Annotated in this window: 25 protein-coding genes, 1 pseudogene and 1 riboswitch; of the genes and pseudogenes, 23 read left to right on the forward strand and 3 right to left on the reverse strand. The window is 54.0% G+C overall.

Features of this window, described 5'->3' with window-relative positions; translation table 11 throughout:
* Positions 1–574 precede the first annotated feature (574 nt).
* The 7 genes from MNU25_RS05055 (at position 575) to MNU25_RS05085 (ending at position 6794) form a co-directional block, all read left to right on the forward strand.
* Positions 575–1909 carry a PhoH family protein gene (locus MNU25_RS05055; RefSeq protein WP_240984073.1) on the forward strand — a complete coding sequence of 445 codons (1335 nt, stop codon included), beginning with the start codon at positions 575–577 and terminating at the stop codon, positions 1907–1909.
* Positions 1910–2283: 374 nt separating this feature from the next.
* Positions 2284–2850 (forward strand): ECF transporter S component, encoded by a 567-nt coding sequence (locus tag MNU25_RS05060; protein ID WP_240984074.1) that lies wholly within the window; start codon positions 2284–2286, stop codon positions 2848–2850.
* Positions 2847–3047 carry a hypothetical protein gene (locus MNU25_RS05065; protein ID WP_240984075.1) on the forward strand — a complete coding sequence of 67 codons (201 nt, stop codon included), beginning with the start codon at positions 2847–2849 and terminating at the stop codon, positions 3045–3047. The genes MNU25_RS05060 and MNU25_RS05065 overlap by 4 nt, the downstream gene beginning before the upstream one ends.
* A 5-nt stretch (positions 3048–3052) precedes the next feature.
* Positions 3053–3268 (forward strand): hypothetical protein, encoded by a 216-nt coding sequence (locus MNU25_RS05070; RefSeq protein WP_240984076.1) that lies wholly within the window; start codon positions 3053–3055, stop codon positions 3266–3268.
* A 2-nt stretch (positions 3269–3270) separates the two neighbouring features.
* Complete coding sequence (locus MNU25_RS05075) at positions 3271–4983, forward strand: ABC transporter ATP-binding protein (protein WP_240984077.1); 1713 nt, start codon at positions 3271–3273, stop codon at positions 4981–4983.
* Positions 4984–5943 carry an energy-coupling factor transporter transmembrane component T family protein gene (locus MNU25_RS05080; RefSeq protein ID WP_240984078.1) on the forward strand — a complete coding sequence of 320 codons (960 nt, stop codon included), beginning with the start codon at positions 4984–4986 and terminating at the stop codon, positions 5941–5943. It begins immediately after the preceding gene.
* A 122-nt stretch (positions 5944–6065) separates the two neighbouring features.
* Positions 6066–6794 (forward strand): hypothetical protein, encoded by a 729-nt coding sequence (locus tag MNU25_RS05085; protein WP_240984079.1) that lies wholly within the window; start codon positions 6066–6068, stop codon positions 6792–6794.
* Positions 6795–6875: 81 nt separating this feature from the next.
* On the opposite strand, the gene MNU25_RS05090 is transcribed toward MNU25_RS05085, so the two are convergent.
* On the reverse strand, positions 6876–8129 hold the full coding sequence (locus MNU25_RS05090; protein ID WP_240984080.1) for an IS110 family RNA-guided transposase: 1254 nt from the start codon (positions 8127–8129) through the stop codon (positions 6876–6878).
* A 246-nt stretch (positions 8130–8375) separates the two neighbouring features.
* On the opposite strand from MNU25_RS05090, the gene MNU25_RS05095 reads away from it, so the two are divergent.
* The 6 genes from MNU25_RS05095 to phoU all read left to right on the forward strand — a co-directional run bounded on the left by MNU25_RS05095 (position 8376) and on the right by phoU (position 13623).
* Positions 8376–8645 (forward strand): SAM domain-containing protein, encoded by a 270-nt coding sequence (locus MNU25_RS05095; protein ID WP_240984081.1) that lies wholly within the window; start codon positions 8376–8378, stop codon positions 8643–8645.
* A 518-nt stretch (positions 8646–9163) separates the two neighbouring features.
* Entirely contained in the window at positions 9164–10273 is a 1110-nt protein-coding gene (gene pstS, locus MNU25_RS05100; RefSeq protein WP_240984082.1) for a phosphate ABC transporter substrate-binding protein PstS, read from the forward strand.
* 139 nt (positions 10274–10412) lie between these two features.
* Positions 10413–11354: a phosphate ABC transporter permease subunit PstC gene (pstC, locus tag MNU25_RS05105; RefSeq protein ID WP_240984083.1), complete on the forward strand. Its 942-nt coding sequence runs from the start codon at positions 10413–10415 to the stop codon at positions 11352–11354.
* Positions 11354–12190 carry a phosphate ABC transporter permease PstA gene (pstA, locus tag MNU25_RS05110; RefSeq protein WP_240984084.1) on the forward strand — a complete coding sequence of 279 codons (837 nt, stop codon included), beginning with the start codon at positions 11354–11356 and terminating at the stop codon, positions 12188–12190. Before pstC ends, pstA begins: the two co-directional genes overlap by 1 nt.
* An 18-nt stretch (positions 12191–12208) precedes the next feature.
* The gene (gene pstB, locus MNU25_RS05115; protein WP_240984085.1) at positions 12209–12958 is read left to right on the forward strand and encodes a phosphate ABC transporter ATP-binding protein PstB; all 750 of its coding nucleotides are present in this window, start codon (positions 12209–12211) and stop codon (positions 12956–12958) included.
* Positions 12959–12975: 17 nt separating this feature from the next.
* The gene (gene phoU, locus MNU25_RS05120; RefSeq protein WP_240984086.1) at positions 12976–13623 is read left to right on the forward strand and encodes a phosphate signaling complex protein PhoU; all 648 of its coding nucleotides are present in this window, start codon (positions 12976–12978) and stop codon (positions 13621–13623) included.
* 117 nt (positions 13624–13740) lie between these two features.
* Here the strand turns inward: phoU and MNU25_RS05125 are convergent, their stop codons facing one another.
* Complete coding sequence (locus MNU25_RS05125) at positions 13741–15561, reverse strand: HAMP domain-containing sensor histidine kinase (protein WP_240984087.1); 1821 nt, start codon at positions 15559–15561, stop codon at positions 13741–13743.
* Positions 15554–16243: a response regulator transcription factor gene (locus MNU25_RS05130; RefSeq protein ID WP_240984088.1), complete on the reverse strand. Its 690-nt coding sequence runs from the start codon at positions 16241–16243 to the stop codon at positions 15554–15556. Before MNU25_RS05130 ends, MNU25_RS05125 begins: the two co-directional genes overlap by 8 nt.
* Before the next feature lie 574 nt (positions 16244–16817).
* Between MNU25_RS05130 and yqeC the strand changes: the two genes are divergently transcribed.
* From yqeC to MNU25_RS05185, 10 genes and pseudogenes are all read left to right on the forward strand, one after another.
* Complete coding sequence (gene yqeC, locus MNU25_RS05135; protein ID WP_240984089.1) at positions 16818–17609, forward strand: selenium cofactor biosynthesis protein YqeC; 792 nt, start codon at positions 16818–16820, stop codon at positions 17607–17609.
* Entirely contained in the window at positions 17591–19183 is a 1593-nt protein-coding gene (gene yqeB / locus MNU25_RS20265; protein WP_306425024.1) for a selenium-dependent molybdenum cofactor biosynthesis protein YqeB, read from the forward strand. Before yqeC ends, yqeB begins: the two co-directional genes overlap by 19 nt.
* Positions 19184–19190: 7 nt before the next feature.
* Positions 19191–19406, forward strand: a pseudogene (locus MNU25_RS05150) (hypothetical protein); the annotation flags it as partial.
* 243 nt (positions 19407–19649) lie between these two features.
* Positions 19650–20003: a carboxymuconolactone decarboxylase family protein gene (locus MNU25_RS05155; RefSeq protein WP_240984090.1), complete on the forward strand. Its 354-nt coding sequence runs from the start codon at positions 19650–19652 to the stop codon at positions 20001–20003.
* Positions 20004–20283: 280 nt separating this feature from the next.
* Positions 20284–20595: a hypothetical protein gene (locus tag MNU25_RS05160; protein WP_240984091.1), complete on the forward strand. Its 312-nt coding sequence runs from the start codon at positions 20284–20286 to the stop codon at positions 20593–20595.
* A 205-nt stretch (positions 20596–20800) separates the two neighbouring features.
* Positions 20801–20887: a hypothetical protein gene (locus MNU25_RS05165; RefSeq protein WP_240986733.1), complete on the forward strand. Its 87-nt coding sequence runs from the start codon at positions 20801–20803 to the stop codon at positions 20885–20887.
* Positions 20888–21066: 179 nt separating this feature from the next.
* Positions 21067–21264, forward strand: a complete 198-nt coding sequence (locus MNU25_RS05170) for a hypothetical protein (protein ID WP_240984092.1) — start codon at positions 21067–21069, stop codon at positions 21262–21264.
* 233 nt (positions 21265–21497) lie between these two features.
* Positions 21498–21664, forward strand: a riboswitch (M-box (ykoK) riboswitch).
* Positions 21665–21883: 219 nt separating this feature from the next.
* On the forward strand, positions 21884–23140 hold the full coding sequence (locus MNU25_RS05175; RefSeq protein WP_240984093.1) for an Nramp family divalent metal transporter: 1257 nt from the start codon (positions 21884–21886) through the stop codon (positions 23138–23140).
* Positions 23141–23451: 311 nt separating this feature from the next.
* A complete protein-coding gene (locus tag MNU25_RS05180) occupies positions 23452–26169 on the forward strand; it encodes a sensor histidine kinase (protein WP_240984094.1) in 2718 nt (905 codons plus the stop codon).
* Positions 26156–26839 carry a response regulator gene (locus MNU25_RS05185; protein WP_443613697.1) on the forward strand — a complete coding sequence of 228 codons (684 nt, stop codon included), beginning with the start codon at positions 26156–26158 and terminating at the stop codon, positions 26837–26839. The genes MNU25_RS05180 and MNU25_RS05185 overlap by 14 nt, the downstream gene beginning before the upstream one ends.
* Positions 26840–26851: the final 12 nt, after the last annotated feature.

A 26851-nucleotide genomic window follows, 5' to 3' on the forward strand; every position in this document is an offset into this window, starting at 1 on the left:
GTGAATAGGTTTCGCCGCTCGCTCCCTTGAGCGATCGCGGCGCCAGTCGAATTTTCTTACTCCTATCACAAAATATAAAGTCTGGAGGTGGACACGTGCAACTTCGGCCTCTGCCTGCGCCCAAAAACTCGGTACAAGCAGAGTTTTCTTCGGCGCCCGGCTTCGCTGACAAGCTGTTCGGTGCTTCGAGGGATTCCAAACCGGCTGAGGCCAGGATCTCTTCGATAATCTCTTCCATTTTTCCCACAGGGTGTTCTCCTTTCTGCCGGCCTTTGGCAGCCGGTCTAAGCTAATCAAGTTACAGGTGAAGTTGCAGAAGTGACATGTCTCGGGCCATGCCGTCGGAAAACAGCTCGGGTCTTGTTTGATAACGGGGTTAAGAGGTTTATATCGTTACTAAGTATACAGTTTTCATGTAAGGTTTTTGCCCCGAATACATTAAAATAGTGTAAAGATCCTGCCGGCCTTGCCGTGACAGGGGAGGCCCGCGCTTTGCCCTCCGTTTAAACGGAGGGCACGGGCTGGGGGCTTGACGGCGGGTGATCAGACAAAAAGATAAAGGAAGTGTCTGTTTTTGGAAAAGGCATATGTCTTGGACACCAGTGTTCTCTTGCATGATCCCAAGGCCATTTTCCGGTTTGAAGAGAATGAAGTGATCATTCCTTATGCGGTCCTGGAAGAAGTTGAGAGTACGAAACGATCTCCGGACAGTATCGGCCAGGCGGCCCGAGAGGTGATCCGCACTCTGGACCAACTGAGGGACAAGGGGCAACTGGCCGACGGGGTGCCCTTGGGCGGAGGGGGAAAGCTGCGGATCGAACTCAATCACACGACTGAGCCTCTGCTGCCCTTATTATCCGATCCCGCTCTGACCGACAACAGGATACTTACGGTCTGTGTCAATCTGGCAGCCGAAAGGCAGCAACCCGTCGTTTTGGTCACGAAGGACATTGCTATGCGCGTCAAGGGGGACGCCCTGGGGGTGGAGACCCAGGATTATTATAATGACAAAGTCAATCTTCCGGCGGCGTCCGAGGCGGCTTTGTCTTTGTCCCTCGAGGACGCGGAGGCCAATAGGCTTCTGGCCGAGGAAAAGTTAAGTTGGGAGACGGCCTTGCCGGTGAACGCCTGCGTCAAGGGGGTCACGACCGACGGGCACATTCTGCCGCTCGTCTCATCCGCCAACGGTACGGAACTGGTCTATGTTCAGGAGCATAAGCGGGTGACCTGGGGTATTTTTCCTAAGAATTCAGAGCAGAATTGGGCCCTGCAGATGTTGAATAATCCGGAAATCAGGCTGGTCAGCCTTATCGGTCCGGCCGGAACGGGCAAGACCCTGCTGGCCTTGGCCAGCGGCTTGGAACAGACCGTGCAAGCCGGTGTCTATGCCGGTGTCCTCTGTGCCCGTCCCATCGTCCCTTTTGGCAAAGACATCGGTTATCTTCCCGGTGAGAAAGAACAGAAAGTCCGCCCCTATATGCAGCCGATTTATGACAATCTCGAGTTTCTGCTGAGACCGAAACGGGAACGGGAGAGAGACAGGGACTATGAAAACGGCGCGGCGGTCGTGGAGAGTGCTATAGACTTGCTGAAAAGGAAAAACCAGCTGGAGATCGAAGTGCTCACCTACATTCGGGGGAGGAGCATCCCCAACCAGTTTATGATTATTGATGAAGCCCAAAATCTTTCCGTGCATGAGGTCAAGACGATTATCACCCGGGCGGGGGAAGGGACGAAGATCGTGCTCTGCGGGGACCAGGAGCAGATCGATCACCCTTACTTGGATAAGCAAAGCAACGGGTTGGCCCATGTCGCTTCACGCATGCAAGGGAAACCTTTTTATGCCCAAGTCTATCTGGTGCAGGGGGAGCGGAGCGAACTCGCCAGTTGGGCCGCGGAGCTGCTCTGAGTGAGCCGCGGGCCGGGGGAAAACTGTGGGTATAGTGATTCGGTTAGCTATTGCCGGGGTCGGGTCCGGCAATAGCTTTTTTCACTCTGTTTCGGAACGGACGGTTGGCGATGGTTTCTTTGAGATTTTACAGGAATTTTGCTTTTTGTTTACCGGAGTGGGACGGTAATCGCCACGGCGCTTTACACGGATCCTTTATAATCGCAAACAGAAGCGCATGCGTTAAATGAGCGGAGCGGAAAGGATGAGGCCATGGCAGACCGGGGTTTATAGCAAAAAGGGAACCATTCCCCGCTTGTAGAAGTGGGAGTCTCACGACTGGACGAACGAGTCAGGGCGCGGAAATTTTAAGGTATGAAAGAGGAGGCCAGAAAATGGTTCAAAGTCTAATCCCTAAATCCTGGATAGGAACGACGACCATTCAATTCCCCTTCGCTGTCAACGTGGCGGCTTACATCTGCATCTGGGCAGTCTGCCTCGTCAGTCTGTATTTCGTTTGGAAGAGGCCAAAGAAACTGGGCTTTTTGCAACACTGGACCACTCAAGATATTTTAATGGTCGCCATCATGGGGGTTCTTCTCGAAGTTTACGATAATCTGATTGGGGACCAATTCATCACCCCCATCATTCAGCTTATACCGTTCGGACATGCCTTCGCCTTGAACGATCTCCCCTATATGTTCTTGCTCATGGTGGGTGTGGCCGTGATCAGAAAGCCCGGAGCGGCCACGGCCATGGTTTTCCTTAATTTCTTGCTGATGCAATTGCTCTATGGCGGAACCGAGGCGAGCGTCTTGTTTTGGCCTTACGGTATTATGCAAGGGGTGTTCCTTGACTTGTTTATGGTCTTGCGTCGGGGAAAAGTTTTCACAGCCGGGTCCAATGTCTTCCTGGACGGCCTGGTCATGGGGCCTTGCGGGCGGTACCCGCTACTGCGGTGATGAGCATCTTCCTGCTGCCGTTTTTGGCTGGCGTCAAATTTACGTTTGGCTATGTCTTGTGGTATTCCCTTTTCAACTTAATCGGCAACGGACTTGAAGCCGGCATTTCAGCGCCTTTGGCCATCAGGGTGGCCAAATCCGTCAATCCCCTTGCCGGATCAGGCAAGCGTCTCAAAGCATCTGCGGAGAAAGGATGAAGCCGATGAAACGTATTGCAATTCTAAGCGCGGCCCTTACCGTTCTCGTCGGGTTGGACGGCGTGTACATGATGGCGGCACACTACAAACCGAAAGATATTAACAGTTTCAACCTCTCTGACGGCGGGACGCTCATGGTCGCGGCCGTTATCTTACTGCTTGTCACCGTGGTGAGTTTCTTCATGGCCAAAAAAACAGGCGAAGCCGATAAGGGTGTGTGAACATGCCGGACATACACGTCGACCGTCTTAGCTTTTCTTACCCGGATTCTAACGAGCCGGTTCTCCGGTCTCTCGACTTCAAAATAGTCCCCGGTGAGTTTGTGCTCGTGGCGGGCGCCTCCGGGTGCGGGAAATCCACCTTGGCCCTTACCCTGGCTGGTTTTATTCCCGCGCGTATTCCCGGATATCTGGACGGGGCCGTGTATTTCGGTTCCCAGAAACTGAGTGAGATGCCGCTGCATGAAATATCCCAGCGGATCGGTATGGTATTTCAGAATCCGGACAACCAACTGATTGAGCTGGACGTCGAGTCGGAAGTCGCCTTCGGTCCGGAGAACCTGTGCTTGGCTCGCGAAGAAATTGAGGGGCGGGTCGCGCAGGCTCTGCGCCAAACCGGTATGGAGAGTTTACGCCGACGTTCTATCTTCTCTCTGTCCGGCGGACAGAAGCAGCGCGTGGCGATTGCGGCTATGCTGGCCATGAGGCCGCAGGTGCTGGTGCTTGACGAACCGACTTCAGAGCTCGATCCGGTAGGCACTCAGGAGGTATTGCAGGTACTCAAGGAACTGAATGAAAGGGATGGCCTCACGGTTATCCTCGTTGAACACAAGATCGACGAGGTTGTTCCTTGGGTCGATAGGGTATTGCTCATGGATGAAGGTCAGATAATCCTCGACCGGCCGCCGCGCCTGGCTTTTGCGAATTTGGGGCTGTGGGAATCCTTAGGGGTGACCGTGCCGGACATGGTGCGGGTGGCCCGGGTTTTGCCGGACGTTTTTGGGAACGCGACCCCACTGTCCGTGGCGGAGGTGAGCCGGGCGTTGCGCGACACCCGGTACCGAGACACTCTGATCCGGCACGACCAAGACCGTTGTGTCCGTGAACCCGAGCGGGAAAGTATTCTGAGTTGGGAAGAGGTCCATCTGGCTTTTGGAGAAGTGCGGGTGCTGCGCGATATCAATATCGAGATCGGCGCCGGTGAATGGGTAGCCCTAATCGGAGCCAACGGTTCGGGCAAGACCTCCCTGGCATCCCTGGCTATGGGCTTTCAAGAACCGAGTGGCGGCAGGGTTTCCTGCTTGGGCCGTCCAGTTTGTGCCGGAGACATCTCTAAGCAGGCGGGCAAAGTCGGCTACTTGTTTCAGTCCGCGGACAATATGTTGTTCGGCTCAAGTGTGGAGAAGGAATTCGAATTCGGACTGCGTCATCGCCGGGGAGGATGGTCCGGGTGCAGGCATACGATTGAGGAATTGCTGAAAATAGTGGATCTATCCGCCTTCCGGCAGACGAACCCGTTTCAGCTGAGTCACGGGCAGCGCAAGCGCTTAGCGCTCGGAGTGCTTCTGAGCGTGTCCCCCCGGGCCCTGATCCTCGACGAACCAACCACAGGACAGGACGAAGGGCATGCCCGGCAGTTTCTCAGCTTTCTGGAAGGGCTTCGCCGCGAATTCGGCCTTACTTATCTGATGATCACCCATGACATGAGGGCGGTGGCCGAATACGCGGACCGGGTTCTGGTCTTGCATGAAGGGGAGCTTCACCTGTCCGGCAGGCCGGAAGTCGTCTTCGCCCGCCGGCAAGAACTGGCGAGCTGCGGGATCATGCCGCCTGCTATCGCCCGCTTGCATCTATCGCTGACGGATGGAGGTACAAAATCCGTGTGCCTGAGTGTGGAGGAGTTTCTCTCCGCCATCAAGGCGAAGGAGGCCGTCTGAGTGTTGAGCTTCTTTACCCAAACGATTTTGGGGCGGACAATTGTGGGGTACCTGCTCATGTTTGTCGTCCCTCTCATCCTGCCGGTTGTCTTTGTCAAGTTGGTGGGTTTCCGGGGTTTGCGGCATCTGTTTTCCTATGAGCCCAAAGAGACGCCCATTCATAGGCTGGACCCGCGCTTTAAAATTATTTATCCTGTGGTGATCGGGATACTCTCCATCGTGCTCAACTGGAACTATGTTTTGGCGCTTTTGGGTTTGACCCTGATTCCCTGGATACTCTTACGTCCTACCCGCAACCGGGTGCGTGTGACCTTGACCATGGCCTTCACCCCGGTCATCGGCATGATTTGGTCTCAGGGTTTGTTTTATGTCATACCCGGAGAAAGTCATCTTCTCTTTGCCTTCCCTTGGACGATTAGCTGGTTCGGAACTCCCGGACTGTCCGGGGCAGGGCTTCTGCACGGGCTGCACGAGGCAGGCCGGATGCTGGTCCCGGCTTCGGCTTCCTTAATTGTCCTGCTCTCGACCAAACCTTCGGAGATCATCTGGGCCTTTGCCAAATTTAACCTGCCACCCGTGGCGGGCTTTGCCTTTACCGTGGCTCTGCGCTTTGTCCCGCAGATGTTTGAACGCGTCGCCTTACTGCAAAAGGCGATGGAGGTGCGCGGGTACAGCCTTAAAGCGCCCGCATGGAGGCAGCCGGCCGAGTGGCCGGGTTATCTCGGACGCGTTCTGGCCAGCATTCCGGCGCTTAGTGCGGCTTTGCTGGTAGGGTCTTTAAGAACAACCTCGGTGATGGCCATGGTGGCCGATGCCCGCGCTTTCGGTTCGCACCGGGCCAGAACCACCCTGCGGGAGCACCAAATGAACAGCTCTGACCGTTTTGCCTGGGGGGCCTTGGCCTTGCTGACCGTCACGGTGGCGGGACTGGTCGGACTGCATATCGGCGGCAGGGCCTAGGGGACCGGCGGGAGGCGGTTAATCCTTTCCGAACCCGGCCCTAATGCGGCGAAGTTTCTCGCGCTGAAGGGACGGGAGTCCTCGTCGAGGGTTCCGCCAAAACTCAAGGAGGAGATGCGTTTGTGAAGAAACTGGGTTTCTCACTTTCCCCGGAGATGCTGCTTGGCCGGCCTGAAAGTATACTCGGAGCCGCGGTGCATGCGCGCTTCGGCCATACCCGGCTGCTCCTGAAGGAGCTTAAAGCACGCGGGGTCAGTTCGATTGAAATACGGAATTTGCCGCAAAGCGCACCGGAGGATGTCGGTGCGCGCTTGGTAGAAACGGTGTGGCAAGCTGGGCTGGAGGTCAGCGTCCATGGCCGGGCGGACAGGGCTGGGGAGGCAGGAGCCCGGGATTTTACGGAGGTTTACCCACCGGTTAAGGAGTTGATCAAGTACTACGCCGCCCATCAGAAAGATATTATCATGGTTATTCATGCCTATACGGGAGACGGGGATAACGTGGGTGAATTGAGAGAAAGGTCCGTGGGTTTGCTGCGCTCGTGGGTTTCCCTGGCCGAATGCGGGGAAATTCCCCTTCGCTTCGCCTTGGAGCTCACCCGCCGCCGGGCCGGGAAGGAGGATCCCGCCGCCGGGGTTGAGGGCGTTCTCGGGCTGGTCCGGGAGGTGAACAGCCCCTACGTCGGGATTGCCTGGGATATGGGGCATTATTATGCCAATGTACTCAAGGCGAGGAGTTCATCGCGAAATTCCGCGGAGCAGGAATTGCCCGCGAGGGCTTTTCTTGAACATACCGTGCATACGCATATTCACGGCTTAGGGGCGAGGGGAAAGTTTGAAACAAAGAGGTAGTGGCTAGGGAGTAAAAAGCGTACAGCAAACAAACCATTCACATTTTGTGGATGGCAAAAAATAACATTGGGAGTTTTAGGATTAAACGATTACGGGAGATTCGTCTGTTATTGTGTAACCTCTTTTCCTGAGAAGTTCCAGAGCCTGCGCCTTTGTAAGAACCTTAGATTCATTGACAGGGCGGTGCTCCAGAAAGCCTTCGGGGGTATATGGCTCCAGCTTATTCAAGATATTCCAGATAGCGGTCAAGAGCATCTTGCAGACAGCGATGATAGCCTTTTTGTGACCCCGGCGGGTCTTGATTCTGTGATACTTCTCTTTGAATTCAGGGTGTTTCTTAGACTTGAGAAGTGCATTTGCAACCTGAACAAGAAGAGGTTTCAAATAACAGCCGGCACGAGATATACGGGTGGATTTTACTTTTCCTCCACTTTGATCATTGCGTGGACAGCATCCAGCCCAGGAAACAAGATTCTTAGATGACGGAAACACGGACATGTCCGGACCAATCTCAGAGAGAATGGCAATGGCAGTCATCGGATTGGAATTGAGCCCGGGAATGGTACGAAGTAAATCTAGAATGGCTGAAAAAGGTTGTACAAGTAAAAGTATTTCCTGCTCGATTTCCCTTTTGTGGTTTTCAAGTTCATCAATGTGTGCGAGACATTGACGCAGCTTGACAGCCTGCTCGGGAGAAATCGCACCATCAACGGCATCCTGGATCTCTTCGATAGGGGTTTTGCAGCGTCCATTGACAAAGGGAGCGACATCAAAGGGTTCACCGGGATGGTCAAGTATGTAGGTAGTGATAGATCTGGCAGACTTTCCAAAGACATCACTGAAGACATCATCAAGCTTTAAGTTGGAAACAGTCAGGCAGTTCTGGGCACGGTTCTTCTCGCCAGTCAGCATATTTGTGATCTTGAAGCGGTAACGCATCAGGTCACGGAGATGCCTGATTACAGGAGAAGGGATAAAGCTGGGTTTGATCATATCGCACATAAAGAGGTCACAGATCCATTTGGCATCTTTGCGATCCGTTTCGTTTCCTTTTTGAGGTTTTGTGTACTTGGGATGTGCCAGGGTAACAAAACAGGTTTTTTCAAGGATGTTGAATACGGGAATCCAAAACTTGCCGGCAGATTCCATACAAACTTCGATACAGGAGAATTTCGCAAGCCAATCAGCCAACTCTCTAAGGCCCTTGGAAAAGGAAGAGAAGCGAGCTTGCTTATACTCAGTACGGCCATTTGTATCAGTAATACCGATGCAGGCATAGATCCAGGTTTTGTGGACATCAAGTCCACAGCAGTTTTTACGAAAGATTTTGAACAAAAGAAGTACCTCCAGCAAAAATACTTGTAGGGATGGCAGGGACTGGTCATCCGGCGAAATCGAGTCAACTTCGGAAGAGATAAGTTTACGGGCTACTGTTTTGCGCCATTCATTGATGCCTTAACGGATGACCGACACCATATACACATACGGGGTTGCCGCTATACAGCCCCGCCACTCACCTCCTCGGGTTCTGTAGTATACCAGCGACCTACAAGAGGAGGATAGCACAAAAAGAGTGAAAGGATGATGGGTTTTTGTTTCATAACCCCATCGGTGCCTTTCGCAGAAAGGCGGATTTATACACATGGTCCTCTGGGGCTGAGAGAGAGCCTGCCTTTGGAAGAATATGTCGACGCCTTGAGGGAGGTTGAATACCAGGGGATCTATAATTTGGAGCTGGACTTTAGAAGGTTTCCGGATGATGAAGATCCGGTGGAGCACATCTTCGGGGCCCTGGCAAGATTAAACCGAGCTCTGGCCGGATCTGGTTTGAAGTCCGGCAGGCAATGGTAACACTCAAAGACCGATCAGGTGTGACGCTGCGGGGAAATCGAGGCCGAAAAGAGGAGTGCTGACGGCGAAGGGCCGGCATGGTACCCCGAATTATCCGGCTTTATCTTGAGGCAGATTTTCGGTCTTTGTTTTTCGCGGGCGGCGCAGCTCGCCGCTGAGGAACATCTCGGTTAAGACGAAGCTCGCGGCCAAAAGGAGAAGGGTAAAGCAGTCCGCCAGACTGACATGTGCTGTGATAATATTTATCCCTCCTCTGCTCCGGAGTGAAGCGTTTCTCAGCTTCATTCTAACGGCTGCTGAGCGGGAGCGGGTTATGGCCTTGTAAAATGATTGTAAGCTGAGGCGGAACAGGGATGATTTTTTAGCAGTTCCGGATTTTGTTTACAGAAACTTAACTTTGGATCAATTGTGGCTTTACTTTTGCGTGCTATATTACGCCTGGCATGATAAATGTACGTGCCACAGTCCCGGCGCAGCCGGTAAGTAAAGGCACTTAATAAGTGAAGGGGGAAGTTTCAGTGATTGGCAGGAAAGGCAAAGTTCTCACGGCGATCGTGACGGGGATTCTGGCAGTCTCGATCACGGGCTGCGGAACCACGGCGGCGAATTCGGCGCAAGCGCCGGGTCAGAAGGCCGGCTCCGGACCGGTGAGTCTTACGGAGGCAGGGAGCACCTTTGTGCAGCCGCTGCTGACGAAACAGGTCGCGAAATACCAAGAAGAGAATCCCAATGTCAAAATCAGCGTCCAAGGGGGCGGGAGCGGTTTCGGCATCGCCCAGCTGCAGAAACAGCTGCTCGATTTTGGCGCCAGTGACGCTTTCATGAGTGACGCGGACTTGGCTAAAGCCCAGGGAGGAAAGATTCTGGAGCTGCCCATAGCCTTAGGATCGGTGACGATCTCCTATAATGTTCCGGGCTTGCCGCAGCACATTAAGATCAGTCCGGATACCCTGGCCAATATTTACTTAGGCAAGATCGCTAATTGGGACGACCCGCAGATTGCCAAGGACAATCCGGGTGTGAAATTCCCCAATTTGGCCATCGTACCGGTCCACCGCGCGGAGGGAAGCGGCACCACCTCTATCTTTACCCATTATCTCGCCTCCGTCAGTCCGGAATGGGCCAGCAAGGTCGGCAAGGGCATATCGGTGAACTGGCCGAATCCGACCGGCAAAGTCATCGGTGAAAAGGGAAATCCCGGGGTGGCCGGAGCCGTGAAGAATACGACCGGCGCGATTGGTTATATTGAGTTGGCTTATGCCCTGGAAAATAACATTCCTTATGCCTATATGCACAATAAGGCGGGCAAATGGGTCTTGCCTTCGCTGGAAGGCGCTGCCGCGGACGCCGCCGCTTTCAAAATCCCGGAGGATATGCGCGTCAATATCGTGAACGCTCCCGGAGATGCGGCTTATCCGATTTCGGGCTTTTCCTGGGCTCTTGTTTATCAGAAACAGACGGATAAAGCCAAAGGAGAGGCTTTGGTCAACTTCCTGAAATGGGACTTCACCAAAGGACAGGCGATTGCGCCTTCCCTCCAGTATGTTCCTCTCCCCGACAACTTGACCCAACGCGAAATAGAAATGTTAAAGACGATTACCTATAACGGACAACCGCTTCTGAAGTAACATGCCGGTTGCGGGCACGCCAGAAAGCCACGCCGGATTGAGTGATTGCGGAAAAAAGCTCAGCCTTATGCTGGGCTCTTTCCGCTGCTTGGCACCATGCTTGGCATCATGGGGGAAGGGATGCGGAGGGGAGACGGCTATGAAAAAGAAAAAGCCACGGGCTTCGTGGGGTGACCGGATTTTGCGCTCCGCCAGCGGTTTAACTGCCGTCCTGGTGGTGGGTATCATGATTTGGATGGGTTGGGAAATGTTCATTTCCTCCCGGCAAAGTCTGCATCAATTCGGCTGGGCTTTTCTGGGGGGCCGGGTGTGGGACCCGGTGCATAGAATTTTTGGGGCTCTGCCATTTATTTACGGGACATTGGTCACCTCGCTCGTGGCCTTGGTCATCGCCGGCCCGATTGGATTGGGGGTGGCCATTTTTCTCAGCGAAATGGCTCCCGCGACCGTGCGCAGCGTGGTGGGTTTCTTGGTCGAGCTCTTGGCGGCTATTCCCAGCGTGGTTTTGGGGCTATGGGGAATTTTCGTCCTGGCCCCCTTTCTGGGCAAAGTTGTGGAACCCTGGTTGGGCAAACGGCTGGGCTTTATTCCCTTGTTTCACGGGGCTCCTGTCGGAGTGGATTTGCTCAACGGCGGGCTGATCTTGGCGATCATGATTCTGCCGACGATCGCCTCGATTTCGCGGGAGGTCATGACCGCCGTTCCCACTGTGCAGCGGGAAGCAGCCTTGGCTTTGGGTGCGACGAAATGGGAAATGATCCGGATCGGGGTACTCAGTTATGCTAAATCGGGTATTATCGGCAGCGTGATTCTAGGGTTGGGACGCGCTTTGGGTGAAACAATGGCGGTGACGATGGTCATCGGCAATATGCCGAACATTTCCCCGTCTCTTTTTTCGACGGCCTATTCCATGGCGGCCGTCATTGCCAACGAGTTTACGGAAGCAACCTATGGTCTGTATTTGAGCGCCTTAATGGAAATTGGACTCATCCTTTTCGCTATCACTTTGCTTTTGAATATTTTTGCCAGGCTGCTCGTGTGGTCGGTTGCCAGGGGACCGAAAGGAGGGCATTTGGTATAATGGACGCGAGGAGAAATTTGCTGAATGCGCTGATGATGGGTATCTTTTCCCTGGCGGCCGTGATTGCGGTGGTGCCGCTCTTTGCTGTTCTCGGTTATGTTCTCAAAAACGGCCTGACCTCCCTTAATTGGGCCTTTTTTACCGAACTTCCGGGTATGATGGGTGTCGGGGGGGGAATGGCCAACGCCATTATCGGCACTTTGATCGTCGTCCTTCTGGCCAGTCTGATCGGCATTCCCATCGGTATCCTGGCCGCGATCTATCTTAGTGAATATGACCGGAGCAGTTGGTTCAGTACGCTTGTGCGTTTCACCAGCGACGTTTTAACCGGGATTCCTTCCATAATTGTCGGCATCGTGGTCTACGCCGCCATTGTCGTCCGGACCAAGCATTTCTCGGCCTTTTCGGGGGGGGTTGCTCTGGCCATCATCATGATCCCGAGCGTCATCCGCGCGACGGAAGAAATGCTCAAACTCGTGCCCCATACCATTCGCGAGGCGGGTGACGCCCTGGGTATTCCGAAATGGCGGATTATCCTGAACATCGTCTTACCAACGGCGGCCAAAGGAATCCTGACCGGAGCCCTGCTGGCGGTGGCCAGGATCTCCGGGGAGACGGCCCCTCTGCTCTTTACGGCCCTGGGTAATCTTTACTATGCGCACTCGCTCAATGAGCCGATTGCCACCCTGCCGCTCAACATTTACTTCTATGCTATATCCCCGTATGACCAGTGGCATAAGCAAGCTTGGGCGGCGGCGTTGGTCCTGGTGTTTATCGTCATCGTTTTGAATGTCGTCGCACGGCTGGCTTTTCGCTCACGCTTGCGCAAGAACTAGGAAAAGGAGAGCTTCGGCATGGGAAATTTAAGTGTACGCAACCTTGAGGCCTGGTATGGGGCGCAGAAGGCGCTTTTCGGCATCACGGCGGAAATTCCCGAGAAGCAGATTACGGCTATTATCGGACCTTCCGGTTGCGGCAAATCCACGTTTATTCGCTGCCTGAACCGTATGCACGATACTCTGCCCGGTGCGAAAGTCAGCGGGGATATCCTGCTGGACGGCAAGAGTATTTATGACCAGCACCCGGTCTATTTGCGGAAAACGGTAGGCATGGTCTTCCAGAAACCGAACCCCTTTCCCTCGATGAGCATTTATGAGAATGTCGTTGCCGGCTTAAGGCTGAACGGAGAGCGTCATAAAGAAAAACTACGGGCGGCGGCGGAAAAAAGCCTGCGCATGGCGGCTCTTTGGGATGAGGTGCATGACCGGTTAAACTATTCCGGGGTCAGTTTATCGGGCGGGCAGCAGCAGCGCTTGTGTATTGCCAGGGCTTTGGCCGTGGAGCCGTCCGTGCTCCTCATGGATGAACCGGCTTCGGCTCTGGACCCTATTGCGACCCAAAGAATCGAAGAACTGGTGAGTGCCCTGAAGAAAGATTACACCATTGTCATCGTGACGCATAACATGCAGCAGGCGGCCCGCATTGCCGATTTGACCGCCTTTTTCCTCAATGGGGAGTTAGTGGAGTTGGGGCCGACCTCTGAGATCTTTACGAAACCGAAAGACAAGCGCACAGAGGACTACATTACCGGGCGATTTGGTTGAATGAGGGAGGAATGGTTATGCGTCAGCCTTTAACGGAGGGTTTGGTTAGTTTGATTTCCCTGCTTAGGCAGATGGAGCAGGAAGTGGACCGGATGTTGCAAGACGCCATCCGCAGCCTGAAGGATCTGGATCGGGAAGGCGCGGAGCAATGTATCCTGGCCGATCCGAAGGTGAACGGCTTGGAGACTCAGGTGAATGAAGCTTGTGTCCGCCTGATCGTGACCCAGCAGCCCGTTGCCAGTGATATCCGCAAAATCGTCTCCGCCATGAAAATTTCCACCGATCTCGAGAGAATGGCAGACCTGGCAGTCGACGTGGCCAAAGTGGTCAAGCGCATCGAGGGTCCCCTGATGAAGCCGCTGATTGACATCCCGCGCATGGCGGATTTGACGGTGCGCATGATCCATCGGGGACTTGAGGCTTATGAAAAAGAAGATGCCGCGCTGGCAGCCGAACTTGCTGTCATGGATGATGAGGTCGACCATTTGTACAATGCCGTCATCAAAGACCTTATCACCCTGATGGCTGCCGATCTGAGCATGACGACCCAAGGTATGTATCTTTCCTTCGTGGCCCGCTACATCGAGCGGATTGCCGACCATGCGACAAATATTGGTGAGCATGTCATTTATATTGTGAGCGGGGAGCGCAAAGACTTGAATTGAGACCCGAATTTGCATCTGCGGTACGCCCGCGGGTAACGGTGGAATCCAAGTTAACCAGGTTCCCGGAATCGTAATGGGGAGGGAGAAATACAACTGCTAAGCCGGCGGGGAAAGTAATCATGAACATGGCAGGCTTATTTTAACTACAGTGCCTTTGCCAAGTTCACTCTGCAGAGAAACCCGCCCTTTGTGCAATTCAACCAAGTGTTTGGCAATGGCCAGCCCCAGGCCGGTGCCGCTGCTGCGGCGCGACTTATCCGCTTTGTAAAACCGGTCCCAAATGTAGGGTAAGGTCTCCGGGGCTATCCCGCAGCCCTGATCGCGAATGAAGACATCCAAGGTTTTCCCCTGCGTGACTTCGACGCTTACCACCGTTTGCGCCGGTGAGTACTTTATCGCATTGTCCAGGAAGATGACGAAAAGCTGCCTGAGACGATCGTAATCCCCCGCCAGCGGGGGAACACTCGGAGGCGGGTCATAGTTGATATGGACTCCCTTCTTATCCGCGATGGTTTGCAGGCTTTTCACGGTATCGGCCAGCAGAGTGGGGAGGTGAACAGGTTCTTTGCTGAGTGAGAGCTTGCCGGATTGGAGCCTCGACAGGTCCAGCAAGTCGGTGACGAGTCTTTCCAGGCCGCGGGTTTCTCCAACCATTCGTTCGTAACACCGTTCAATAGCGTCGGGCCGGTTAATTGTGCCGTCCACAATAGCTTCCAGGGAGGCTTTGATGACCGTAAGCGGCGTGCGGAATTCATGGGAGACATTGGCGATGAAATCTTTGCGTAGTTCCTCCAGCCGTTCACTTTCACTGATGTCCTGCACAAGGGCAACACCTCCGCTGACATTCCCGTTCTTATCAATAATGGGCGAGAGTACGAACTTGAGTTTTCTGTCCAGCCAGTCTTTAGTTATTTGAACTACTTTTTTGTCCCGCATAGCCATTTGCAGTTCGGCCATTATACCTAATCCGGCCAGGTCATGTTCTATTTCGCGTAACGGGTAGGGGTGAGGCCGGTGCATGATATCCGGCAAAGCGGAGTTGACATTTAAGGGCTTCAAGTCTAAATCAAACGCCACTATTCCTTCCGAAATGCTGGCTATGATATCGGCTATTTTGCCCTTCTCAAGAAAGAGTTCATCGATCGTGCAGCTAAGTTTTTCTGCCAATAAGTCCAGGGAGTTCCCGAGCTGACCTATTTCGTCCTGCCGGTTAATTCCCGTCCGGGCAGCATAGTTGCCGCGAGCCATTTCCAAAGCGGTGCGATTCATGGCCCGTAAAGGGCGGGCGAACTGCACGGCATAATAAATGCCCAGTCCGAAGGCAGGTATGAGCGCGACCAACAGGCTAACGGCCAAGATACCGATAGCCTTATTGACAGTGGCTGTAATGCCAGTGACCGGAGCGAGCAAGAGCACCGTACCGATGACTTGATTATTGGGGCCAAGAATGGGAACACCTGCGGTAAGGGTTGATTCATGATAGAGTGGGTTGAAACCTTCACTGACCGAATCCTTACCCGTCAGAACCAGTGGAATAACTTGCTGGGCGGAATCAGGCAGGGGTCCGCTGTTAACCGGATTTCCCGGGCTTATACCCTTCCCCCATCCTCCGCCCATACCGAGGCCCACGCCCGTACCCCAACCCGGGCCGGACAACGAGGCGGGATGGCCATGGCCGTCCGTGATCCACACTTTGGCTTCCGTCATCGCATCAAGAAAGCGGATAAAGCCGTACCCGCGTAAGGGGCCGACGTTGTTCTGATTTTCAGATAACAGGTTCGCGATGATGTGCGCTCTGTTCAGCAAGGTGGTTTGACCGGTGTGAAAAGTATAGCCGCGGAACATGAAGATGAAGAAAGTCCCGATAGAAAGCATGGATACTAACACGATCAACGCAAAACCCGCAATCAATTTGAACACAATCCGCTTTTTAAGCATTGCTCACCTCAAACTTGTAGCCCACACCCCAAATTGTTTTAATCCTCCAGGCTGAACTTTCCGAGAGCTCAATTTTGGCTCTCAGCCGTTTGATGTGGGTATCTACGGTGCGGGCATCCCCAAAATATTCGTGGCCCCAAACACTGGTTAAAAGATTTTCCCGGGAAAATACCCTGCCGGGATTACGGGCCAAAAGCCAGAGGATTTCAATCTCTTTTTTGGTCAGGGCAACCGGACGCTCCCCGACTTTTACTTCATAATCGTCAATATTGATCTCCAGTCCGGGGTGGCGGACCGTTTTTTGCTCCTCTTCGGCGACAACCATGCGTCTTAAAACCGCGCGGATCCTGGCCATGACTTCACCCGGGCTGAAAGGTTTAACGACGTAATCATCCGCCCCGATGTCCAGCCCTATGATCCGGTCGGCATCTTCCCCTTTGGCCGTGATCATGATCACCGGCACATTGGAGGCGCGGCGGATCTCCCGGCAGACCTGCAAACCGTTTTTGCCCGGCATCATAATGTCCAGCAGGAGAAGAAGAGGGGAGTATGTCCAAAACATTTTCAGGGCTTCCTCTCCATTATGGGCGATGAGCGGAGCGTATCCTTCTTTGACGACGTAAGATTTCAGTATTTCCAGGATGCCGTCGTTATCGTCGGCAATCAGTATGTACTTGTTCAACTCTCACAACCTCCATACATATGGGGTACCTTCTCGGATCGAGTCACTCAGGCAGCCGTAATTCAGGAGACAGACTTGCGTGGCGTCTTTCTCCACGACTGAAATCGCGGAATTCAGTAAACCCAGGAACTCCATCCGCTTCATATTCCTGTTTCATCGTCCTCTGCTCCCCTGGCTCACTGGGTATTGCAGGAACTTTATCAAGAAATGGATTGCCTGAGTGGAATTTTAAGCCCTGGCAACCGGGAATCCTCTGACTTCACTCGACTTCAGTCAGGGGAGGGTCAGCAAGTCCGAATCCGCAGCGAGCGTGCCGGCGCCTTCGGTGAATTTGTTGTACCGGGGATGGGGAATATTGGTATTATCCCCCTTGATCATAGTATAGCGCATAGTAAGGGCGGTACGCCAGGAGACATAGAAGTGGCGATAAATACAAGAGGCGATAGGCAAGGCGATAGGCACAAGAAGGATTTAAGAAAAGAGGGAATCCACTCTCTGTTGCGATCTTCCCCGGCCTTGGATATAATTTGGTCATGATTCGGCCGGGAACTGGGGAGGGGAGGGAAAGCGCCCGATGACGACAGCTGCCGGAGGGTTGTGGGATATGTGCCACAGGGCCGGAGTGATAACTTTCGTGGGGGCGGGAGGGAAAACGACCGCTGTGCGCCAAGTCACAGAAGAAATTGATCGTTCTGGTTTTTCGGTCATCGCCTCCACCACGACCAAGGTGTTCCCTGATTGTCGTTTTGGCCTGTGGCGGAGTGGGGACGTGCCGCCGGGAAGCGAAGCGGCATCTCCCTGTTTCTGGTATGCCGAGTACATCGAGGATGAAGGCAAGTGGCGCGGGCCATCCGTGCAGACGCTTGACCGGGCGGTCGCCGCTCAGCGTCAGGCGGGAGTGGGCAAATCCTGTTGGGTTATCGAAGGTGACGGGGCCAGAGGGAAAAAGTTAAAGCTGTGGCGGACCGATGAACCGCAGATTCCCCGGCTCACGGAATGTGCCGTTCTTGTTTTTAGTTCGGGGCTTTGGGGAAATCTTATCCGAGAGAGGGACGTCCACCGGGCGGAGATTTTCCCCGCCTTGACCGGAAGCATTTGGAATGCCGGGGTAACCTGGAGGTATCTCAGGATTTCTCCGGTTTTTAACTCTTTGTATAGGGATATGGCATGGGTGGTTTTTGCAAATGGTCCCGTTTTTCCCAAGGCACCCGGGAACGGGATGAGCGAAGGGGCAGTTCTCAGCCGCTTAGGGGACCTCAGCAGAACTGAGCCTGACTGGCTGCGGCGGGTTGAGGGCCCACGTCACTTAAGGCTGGCTATGGGGGATGCGAAGGAAGGGAGAGCCTTGTGGTACGACTTGTGGTGATGGCATCCGGTCAGGCGAGACGCATGGGCAAGGACAAACTGGCGCTGCCTTGGGGAGACTCGACGGTTCTGCAACATACTTTAAGTTCCGTTCTGCTGGCGGGTGCGCGTTTACGGGAAGAAAGGCCGGGCGGGACAGCAAGGCCGGTCGAGATTCTGGTGATAGCCCGGGAGCCGATGGAACGTTACCTCTCGGACTGTCTCTTGAGGAAGTTTCTGGGCGAGGGAGGAGTCTGGTGCCTGGATCCCGCAGCCCGGCCTTTGTCCGTGACCATTAAGCAGGGGTTGCGGGGGTTGACGGAAGCGGTGAGCGGAATTTCCTTTCTGCCGGCGGATCAGGTGGGGCTGGAGAGCGCAACGCTGACGCGGCTCCTGGCCTGTTTTTTGGCAACAGAACCGGATTTCGTGGTTCCTCTGGCGGGAGGCCCCGGTTCACCCGTCGTCTTTCACCGCCGCTATCTGCCCGAACTGGCGGCTCTGGAAGGGGAAGAGGGAGGAAAGAAAGTCCTGAACCGGCACAGGGATAAATGGAGCGTATTTCCGGTAGCAGAAGAGTTTTTCACGGATATCGATACACCGGAACAATATGAACGTCTGCGCCGCTTGGCGACCCGAAAAATGCACCCGGAGAATGCCCGTACTGCGGAGGGAGGTCGGTGCGCTGCCAAGGTGTTTCCTTGGCCGAGTGTTCCGCCTTGCGGGATTAAGAATGTCAATCAGGAAAGAGCGGGGGAGAAAATAATGATAGGAAGCCGTGTGGCCGAAAGTCGGATCGTTCTCATCCGGGGAGCGGGGGAACTGGGGTCTGGAGTTGGCTGGGTTCTTACCCGGGCGGGATACCGGGTTGTCATGACAGAAGTGGAAAAGCCGTTGATGGTGCGCTGGCCGGTCAGCTTCGGAACCGTAATGGCTGAAGGATACTGGCAGGTCGAAGGGGTGGCGGGCCGGAGGATTGAACAGGCGGCGCAGTGCGAAGAAGCCTGGAAACGGGGCGAGATTCCCGTCCTTGCCGATCCGGAGTTGCGGCAGTTGTCTCAACTCAGACCCGACGTACTGGTCGATGCGATTTTGGCCAAACGCAATACGGGAACCAAGCGGAATATGGCGTCCCTGACGATCGGATTGGGGCCGGGTTTCACTGCCGGTGAGGATGTCGATCAGGTGGTGGAAACCAATCGGGGGCACAATCTCGGGCGCGTGATTCATCAGGGGCCAGCCGAAGCCAACACAGGCATACCCGGAAATACCGCGGGCTATACTTGGGAGCGTGTGCTCTATTCGGGGACGGCGGGAGTCTTTAAAGCTCTGCGCTCCATCGGAGACGCGGTAAATGAAGGAGATGTTTTGGCAGAAATCCGGGGTATCTCCGGAGCGGAGAGCATCCTCTCCCCGCTGAGCGGCACACTCAGGGGTTTGCTCAGGACGGGGACGCCGGTAGGGGCTCACGTGAAAGTTGGCGATGTCGATCCGCGCGGGCGGAAAGAGTACTGTACGACTATTTCGGATAAAGCGCGCTCAGTCGGCGGCGGGGTGTTGCTCGCTATCTTGGAGTGGGAGCGCCTGTACTTGGGGTAGCCGAATCTTTATGCAATACAAGATTCCGAGTCGAGAGGATATAGGCCGGGTCCGGGTCGCTTTTGAAGAAAGCTGTGAGCCTACGGGTCCCTTTAGAGCCAAGTCGACCGGCGAGGTGGTTATCAACTCCAGCCGGCGAAGCGCTCACGCGGTGTATAATGCGGTCGGGGTGCGTGTGACCAAGAGGTTTAGCCGCATGCCCCTGGCTTTAGCCAGGCTTTAGCCATGGGGAGATTCAGTGAACTGCCCATCACGGCAAAGAAGGTGTTTATGGGCGTGCGGGAGATCAAAAGCGCGGAATCAGGCGGGGTCTGAGAAAAACCGCGTAGCCTGAGGAAAATCCGTGGGGTGGTGCGAGACTACGAAGGGCTTGAGAAAAGTTAGGAGGGGTCTGAGCCTGGCTCGCATAAATAACGGGTATCCCGGAAACAATTTCTCCAAATGAGAATGCGAGGAGAGATTGGTTATGGATGACTATTTTGACAATGCCGACGCAATCGAAAAAAATCTGAGATATTTCACGGAACGGCACGGAGAGATATACCGGGCTTACGAAGAATACGGTCGTTTGGTGCACGAACAGGGAGGGCCCCTCTCTCCCAAGACATGCTGGCTCATCAAAGTAGCCTTGTCGACTGCCTCTCTGCATGTCTACGCTTTAAAGACTCATATTCTTAAGGCCTTGAAGAGCGGCTGCAGCCGAGAGGAAATCGAGCACTCGATCCTTCTCGTAGCCCCCAGCGCAGGCTTTCCTAAAACGATGACGGGTCTTTTGGTGTTCAGGGAGACGATGGAGGAATTCGGCCAGGCGGAGGAGTGAATACCGGGATATGAACCAAAATATGCTTTGACGCCCGCAGTCAACCGGAGGCGCGGCTTAACGCCGCACCGCCTGCGTGCGCGGAGGCTCCTTAATTCGGACGGTCCCCTCAGCCCGTGCAAAATAGTTGCAATATACGCAAAATAGGAAAGAGATGGGGTCTTGGAGCTCTTGACGGAACTAATGTTCCCGGATATAATTGGTTAAAGGAAAGTCTTTGTATTTCTAAGGACGTCTAAGGAGTACGGGAATGCAAGCACGGAAGTGAGGTGAGCGGGGGATGACCGATCTGCAGGTAATTCTGGACAAGCTTCAAGAAATGACTTCCGACATGAAAGACATTAAGGCAGACGTAGCAGAACTCAAAACGGACGTAGCAGAACTCAAAACGGACGTAGCGGAACTTAAAACCCGGCAGGACAAAGCGGAGAAAAGACTGGAAGCTATTTTTGAACAGACGGCAGGACTTATGGAGTTTAGGCAGACGACTGAGAAGATCCTAGGACAGATTCTCGAACAGCAGGTCTCTTTGGTGCACATTGTCGGTGAACATGAAGTTTATATTCGGACGTTGCAGCGGCGAATCGTTTAAATTTCGACAAGGGTGAATGCAACATGGCAACTGAAAGTGGCTCGTCAACATGAAAAGGCAGCCAATCAGCGCCAAGATTTGCTTCACAAGTTTTTCCAAAACTCATCCACGAAAATCAAGTGGTGTGCATTGAGGATCTATTGGTGAAAAACCTTGTCAGAAACAGAGGACTGGTCAAATCCTTGAGGCATTCATTGCAACTCACTTGCTCGAAGCGGGGACTGATCTAAGATATATCCAGGAACTCCTAGGACACAAAAATTCCAAGACCACAGAAAAAGATTATAGATAGACATGGTGGCAGAAGAGCAAGAGGAAGGTATCGGAAGACATTCTTGTAAAAGAAGGCAAGGTCCAGTGCGTCGCCCTGAGTTCCCGGTGTCTTGGTTCGAGCTATAAGCGTGAATGCTGAGCAACAGAGAAGTGGTAAATATCACAACTCTGAGATGTAATAATCTTGGGGTGATTAGCGTGATTGTTGCGAGGGAGCATGTCAAGGCCCTTGTCGATCGGTTGAGCGATGAACAGGTTAAGGCCTTATGGATTTTCTTGAACGCCATGGTCTGGCCGGAGGTTGAGATTTCCTCGGAAGATGAGGCGGACATCAAAGAAGGTCTGGCCGATCTAGAGGCCGGCCGGAAGGTGCGTGCCGAAGATGCCTGGAAGTAGCTTGGAATTTAGAGTGTTCCTTTCTGTAAAGGCTCTTAAGCAACTCAAGTCACTGACCTAACGGTTCAAAAGCGAGTAAAAGTAGCCGTGAAGAAGTTGGAAGTGTTTCCACCTGCTACGGAAATCGGTAAAGTCAAGGCACGTCCGGGTGAATTCAAGTTACGAGTTGGTCAACAAACAGTTGGGGACTGCTTGACAGCGCGCCAAGCACGTGATAGTTTAATAGTGAACTGTATATTCTTCGTTAGGTGAGGCTTCTGCATAGAGCATACGCCACTGCCCAGAAATGTCGAGAGACGCTAATGGGTTAACAGGTATTACCGGCATAAGGTTTTACTTAATGTGGCTGGGTGTAACCCTAGCTGTGTACGTGCCAAAACTCAGACGAGTGGAGAAAGGCGTATGAACATAAATGGTTTGAGACGTTACAGTCGGCCTTTCCAATGAGGGTCGGCTTTTTTCCGTTTGCGTCATCTCTGTCCCAACTCGTTTCTTCAGACTCTTTTTTCCGCTTTTTTCTCCTTTTCTCACTGTGTCAGGCGGGTGGGCGAGGGGAATAGTATACCCCGAAGGTCTATTTTGCGACGAAGGTGGTTTTAGCAACAAATAGAAGGAAGTGATGAAAGTGTGGAAGGAAAAATTCAACTGGCGTAACATTCTCATTTTCTTATCGATCATCGGACCGGGGATTATTACGGCCAACGTGGATAACGATGCGGGTGGGATCACGACCTATTCGGTGGCCGGCGCTCATTTCGGCTTTAAGTTTCTCTGGGTGTTCATTCCCATGACTTTGGCCCTGATTGTGGTGCAGGAAATGAGTGCCCGTATGGGAGCCATTACGGGCAAAGGTTTGGCCGATTTGATCCGAGAGAACTTCGGTGTTCGTTTGACCCTCTTTATTCTGGCAGGTTTGCTCATCGCCGATGTTGGCAACACGGTCTCGGAGTTTGCCGGCGTCGCTTCCAGCGGGGATATTTTCGGGTTAAGCAAGTACATCGTGGTACCTGTATCCGGGCTGGTCGTCTGGCTCCTGGTTGTCAAAGGGACCTACCGAAGGGTGGAAAAGATATTTCTTATCGCCAGTGCCCTCTACATTACTTACATCTTCGCCGGATTTTTGGCCCGTCCGAATTGGGGACAGGTGGCCAGGGCCACCTTTATACCGAGTTTCAGTACGGACTCCGCTTATATCGCGATGTTTGTCGGGCTGGTCGGGACCACGATAGCGCCCTGGATGCAGTTTTACATCCAGTCTTCGGTGGTTGAAAAAGGGATTACGGCAAAAGAGTACAAATACTCGCGCCTGGATGTGATTTTCGGCTGTTTCATGACGGATATTGTGGCCGTCTTCATCGTTGTGGCTTGTGCCGCAACCCTGTATAAATCCGGAATTGTCATCAGTGACGCCCAGCATGCGGCCATCGCCTTGCGTCCACTGGCCGGGCAGTATGCGTCTGTTCTCTTTGCCCTGGGTTTGTTCGATGCTTCGATCTTTTCCGCTACTATTCTGCCGCTGGCCACGGCCTACTACGTGTGCGAGGCTTTAGGCTTTGAAGCCGGGGTGGATAAATCATTCAAGGAAGCGCCCCAGTTTTATACTCTTTACACCATCATCATTATTCTCGGCGTTGCCATTATCCTGGTTCCCAAGGCGCCGCTGGTGCCCATCATGCTCTGGTCACAAGTTATCAACGGGATTTTGCTGCCTTTTGTCCTGGTATTCATGCTTTTCCTTATCAACAACCGGAAATTGATGGGTTCTTATACAAACTCCAAGTTATTTAACGGCGTGGCCTGGAGCACAACGGTTATCATGATCGGTTTGACTCTCCTTTTGGTCGTATCCTCTCTCTTTCCGACTGTATTTGGCTGACTGCTTTGCCTTTCTTCTGGGGATTTTCACGCCTGTGCCCGCATTCTTTATGCCCGATTCATCCAATATAATAGGGTATTATGCTATTATAAGTATAGAGGCGGCTCAAGCTGCACCGCCTGCGTGCGCGGACGCTCCTCAACTTGGACGGTTGGACGGTTCGCTGAGCCTGTGCAGCCTGGTAACTATTTTCCTGCTTTGCCGGCTGTACTTTTGCGGCGGGCGGACTTGGGGATTGTAACAGTAACGACTGCCGCTGGGGTTCTCTACTTCTTGCCGGCGGATGCTTGGGGTTGAGGAGATGAAAGACAATGGTGGAAGACAGGCGGGCTGACCCCGATGATCTTCTGGCAGGGATCAAAGAAGAGAACGGAGGGCGGCTGACCGTCTTTCTTGGGGCAGCGGCCGGTGTCGGGAAAACCTATGCCATGTTGGAGGCGGCCAGGGAGAAACTGGCTGAAGGAGTTGAAATGGTTGCCGGTTGGGTTGAGCCTCATGCACGGCCGGAAACCTTGGCTTTGTTGGCAGGACTGCCTTCTGTTCCGCCGCGCACTTTAGAGTACCGGGGGAAAACGCTGGTTGAAATGGACTTAGATGCCATATTGAAACGCCGTCCGAAATTGGTTTTGGTGGATGAACTGGCCCATACCAACGCTCCGGGCGCCAGGCATATGAAGCGGTATCAGGATGTGGAAGAACTGCTTGCCGCCGGTATTGACGTTTATACGACTTTAAACGTACAGCATGTGGAAAGTTTTAAAGACATCGTGGCCCAAATCACGGGGGTGAAAGTGCGGGAATCCGTGCCTGATCAGGTATTAGAGAAAGCCCGTCTTCAACTTGTCGACATTCCCCCCGAAGAACTGATCCAACGTCTGCAGGAAGGAAAGGTCTACGTGCCCGACCAGGCGGTTCGGGCTATCAAGAATTTTTTCCGCCCGGGCAATATCAATGCCCTGCGGGAGTTATCCATGCGCTTTACGGCCCAGCGGGTTGACCGCCAGCTGGAAACTTACATGAGGGCCCACGGTATTGCGGGCCCTTGGCCGGCCGGGGAAAGGGTGATGGTCTGCATCAGTCCGAGCCCTTTCTCCGAAAGGCTAATTCGCTTTGGACGCCGGATTGCGGTGGGGCTGAGAGCCGAACTGCTGGTGGTCTACGTGGAGACCCCCCGGCGTCTGCCCGCGACGGAGAAGGAGAAGAACCAGCTGGCTAAAAATATGCACTTGGCCCAGGAATTGAACGCGGAGACTATCAGCATCGGCGGCGGGGATGTAGCCGAAGAACTGCTGGAAATCGCCCGCAGGCGCAACGTGACCCAGATTATTATCGGCAAGCCCGGCAAGTACGGTTTCTTGGACCGTTTACAGGGCTCAGTGATTGACAAGGTGGTCCGGCGCAGCCAGAATGTCAGCGTCCATGTCATTCCCGGAGATCTGGGCGCGAAGGAAGAGCCTGTCTGCACCCGTCCCCGGAAACGCCAGCCTTCTTTTCCTCTCGGGCGCTACCTGGGAGTGCTCCTGCTTATGTTCTTGGTCACTTTAACCGGACACTGGCTGGAACCGGCGTTCGGCGTGGTCAATATTGCTATGCTCTATTTGCTCCCGGTCTTATTTGCGGCCGTGAAATGGGGGTTTAAGCCGGCTATCGCCGCTTCCGCCCTCGGACTCATGGCTTTTGATTTCTTCTTCATCCCGCCGACTCTGAGCTTTACGGTCCATGATTTTCGCTACCTAATTACCTTTGCGATTTTTCTCTTAGTGGGACTCTTGACCGGAAAACTTTCCACACGCCTGCGGGAGCAGGTGAAACACGCCCGCAAACGGGAGATTCGCACGGCGGCTCTCTATGCCCTGAGCCGGGAGATTACGGCGGTTGGAAGTCTGGATCAGGTTTTGCAGAGCGCGGCGCGCAAAGTTTCGGAAACCATGGAAGGCCAGGTCATCGTGCTGTTGCCGGATGAGAAGGGAGGATTGGTGTTGCGGGCCTGCTCAAACTCGGAAAACGCCTGCCGCCTTCTCGACGACAATGAACGGGCGGTCGCCACTTGGGTTTTTGAACATGGGGAAATGGCAGGCAAAGGAACGGATACGCTGGGGGGGTCGAGCGGTTGTTATCTGCCACTGAAAGCCGAACGTCAGACCTGCGGTGTTTTGGGGATTCGGTTCAACAGCCCGGAACGTTATCTCCGGGATGAGCAGCAACGCCTTTTGGAGGCTTTTTCCGGTTTGGTTGCCGTAGCCGTCACCCGCATTTCCCTGGAAAAGGAAGCCCGGGAAGCCCGGCTTCTCAATGAATCGGAGAAGCTGCGCACGGCTCTGCTGAATTCCATTTCCCACGACCTGCGCACCCCGTTGGCATCCATGATCGGAGCGGTGTCCAGCCTTCTGGAAGGCGAGGAGATCTACGGGGTCGAAGCCCGGAGGGATCTGTTGCAGACCATTCATCAGGGAGCGGTGCGTATGAACCGCCTGGTTAATAACATTCTGGATATGGCGCGTTTGGAAAGCGGGATGCTTCAACTGCATAAAGAATGGTGCGATATCGAGGATATCATCGGCGTGGCCGTGCGGCGGCTGGGTGAACCCCTGCGCACCCGGGCGCTGCACATTGACCTAGGCCGCGCCGTCCCCCTTATTCACGTGGATTTTGTGCTCATTGAGCAAGTCTTGGTCAATCTGCTGGACAATGCCGTCAAATATTCGAAACCGGACAGTGAAATCCTTCTGGCGGTGCGCAACGATGAACGCGAAATGGAAGTCTCCGTGCACGATCAGGGAACCCTCATTCCCGAAAGCGACTTGGAGCGCATTTTCGATAAATTTTACCGGATCAATGCGCCGCGCCAAATCAGCGGCACAGGGCTGGGGTTGGCGATTTGCAAAGGGATCATCGATGTGCACGGAGGAAAAATCGGGGCGAAAAACGAGCGGGACGGGGTGACCGTCAGGTTCGCGCTGCCTCTGGAGAAGGATGCTCCCGGAAAAATTCCTTTGCCCCAGGGGGTGAGCGCGCGTGGAAATGAGTAAGACCCGGGTTCTGGTCATCGATGACGAGGTTCAGATACGGCGTTTGTTGAAGGTCGCCTTGACAGCCCATAATTATGATGTTTATGAAGCGGGGACCGGTCAGGGCGGACTCAATTGGATTGCCATGCATAAACCCGATCTGGTTTTGCTGGATCTCGGCCTTCCCGACCAGGACGGACTGGAGGTGATCAAAAACCTGAGGGAATGGTCCCAGGTCCCGGTCGTGATTTTGTCGGCGCGGGAGCAGGAGAGTGAGAAGATCGCTGCGCTGGACGCGGGGGCCGATGACTATGTGACTAAACCCTTCAGCATGGGAGAACTCCTGGCCAGGCTGCGGGCAGCCTTGCGGCATGCATCGGAGGCCGCGGAGGAGCCTCTGCTGACATTTGAGGGCTTAAGCATTGACCGTTCCCGCCGCATGGTGGCAGTGGACGGGGTGGAGGTCAAGCTGACCCCGACGGAGTACGAGTTGATGAAAGTCCTGGCTGCCAATGCCGGCAAGGTTCTGACCCATCGCCAACTGTTGCGGGCCGTCTGGGGACCGGCTTATGAACACGAGAATCATTACCTGCGCATCTATGTGGGACAATTGCGCCGAAAAATAGAGCCGGATCCCTCCCGGCCCCGGCATATTTTGACGGAGGCCGGGGTAGGATACCGGCTGGTTTGAGCTCAATTTCGT

Origin of the sequence: Acididesulfobacillus acetoxydans (assembly GCF_902729405.1) — a bacterium.
GTDB lineage: Bacteria > Bacillota > Desulfitobacteriia > Desulfitobacteriales > Desulfitobacteriaceae > Acididesulfobacillus > Acididesulfobacillus acetoxydans.

Excerpts from the sequence above, each read along its gene's own strand:
- phoU (WP_240984086.1), top strand. The coding sequence starts at position 12,976 with ATGCGTCAGCCTTTAACGGAGGGTTTGGTTAGTTTGATTTCCCTGCTT.
- MNU25_RS05060 (WP_240984074.1), top strand. The coding sequence starts at position 2,284 with ATGGTTCAAAGTCTAATCCCTAAATCCTGGATAGGAACGACGACCATT.
- MNU25_RS05155 (WP_240984090.1), top strand. The coding sequence starts at position 19,650 with ATGGATGACTATTTTGACAATGCCGACGCAATCGAAAAAAATCTGAGA.
- yqeC (WP_240984089.1), top strand. The coding sequence starts at position 16,818 with ATGACGACAGCTGCCGGAGGGTTGTGGGATATGTGCCACAGGGCCGGA.
- MNU25_RS05075 (WP_240984077.1), top strand. The coding sequence starts at position 3,271 with ATGCCGGACATACACGTCGACCGTCTTAGCTTTTCTTACCCGGATTCT.
- MNU25_RS05095 (WP_240984081.1), top strand. The coding sequence starts at position 8,376 with ATGATGGGTTTTTGTTTCATAACCCCATCGGTGCCTTTCGCAGAAAGG.
- MNU25_RS05160 (WP_240984091.1), top strand. The coding sequence starts at position 20,284 with ATGACCGATCTGCAGGTAATTCTGGACAAGCTTCAAGAAATGACTTCC.
- MNU25_RS05070 (WP_240984076.1), top strand. The coding sequence starts at position 3,053 with ATGAAACGTATTGCAATTCTAAGCGCGGCCCTTACCGTTCTCGTCGGG.
- MNU25_RS05180 (WP_240984094.1), top strand. The coding sequence starts at position 23,452 with ATGGTGGAAGACAGGCGGGCTGACCCCGATGATCTTCTGGCAGGGATC.
- pstC (WP_240984083.1), top strand. The coding sequence starts at position 10,413 with ATGAAAAAGAAAAAGCCACGGGCTTCGTGGGGTGACCGGATTTTGCGC.
- MNU25_RS05175 (WP_240984093.1), top strand. The coding sequence starts at position 21,884 with ATGAAAGTGTGGAAGGAAAAATTCAACTGGCGTAACATTCTCATTTTC.
- pstA (WP_240984084.1), top strand. The coding sequence starts at position 11,354 with ATGGACGCGAGGAGAAATTTGCTGAATGCGCTGATGATGGGTATCTTT.
- MNU25_RS05125 (WP_240984087.1), bottom strand. The coding sequence starts at position 15,561 with ATGCTTAAAAAGCGGATTGTGTTCAAATTGATTGCGGGTTTTGCGTTG.
- pstB (WP_240984085.1), top strand. The coding sequence starts at position 12,209 with ATGGGAAATTTAAGTGTACGCAACCTTGAGGCCTGGTATGGGGCGCAG.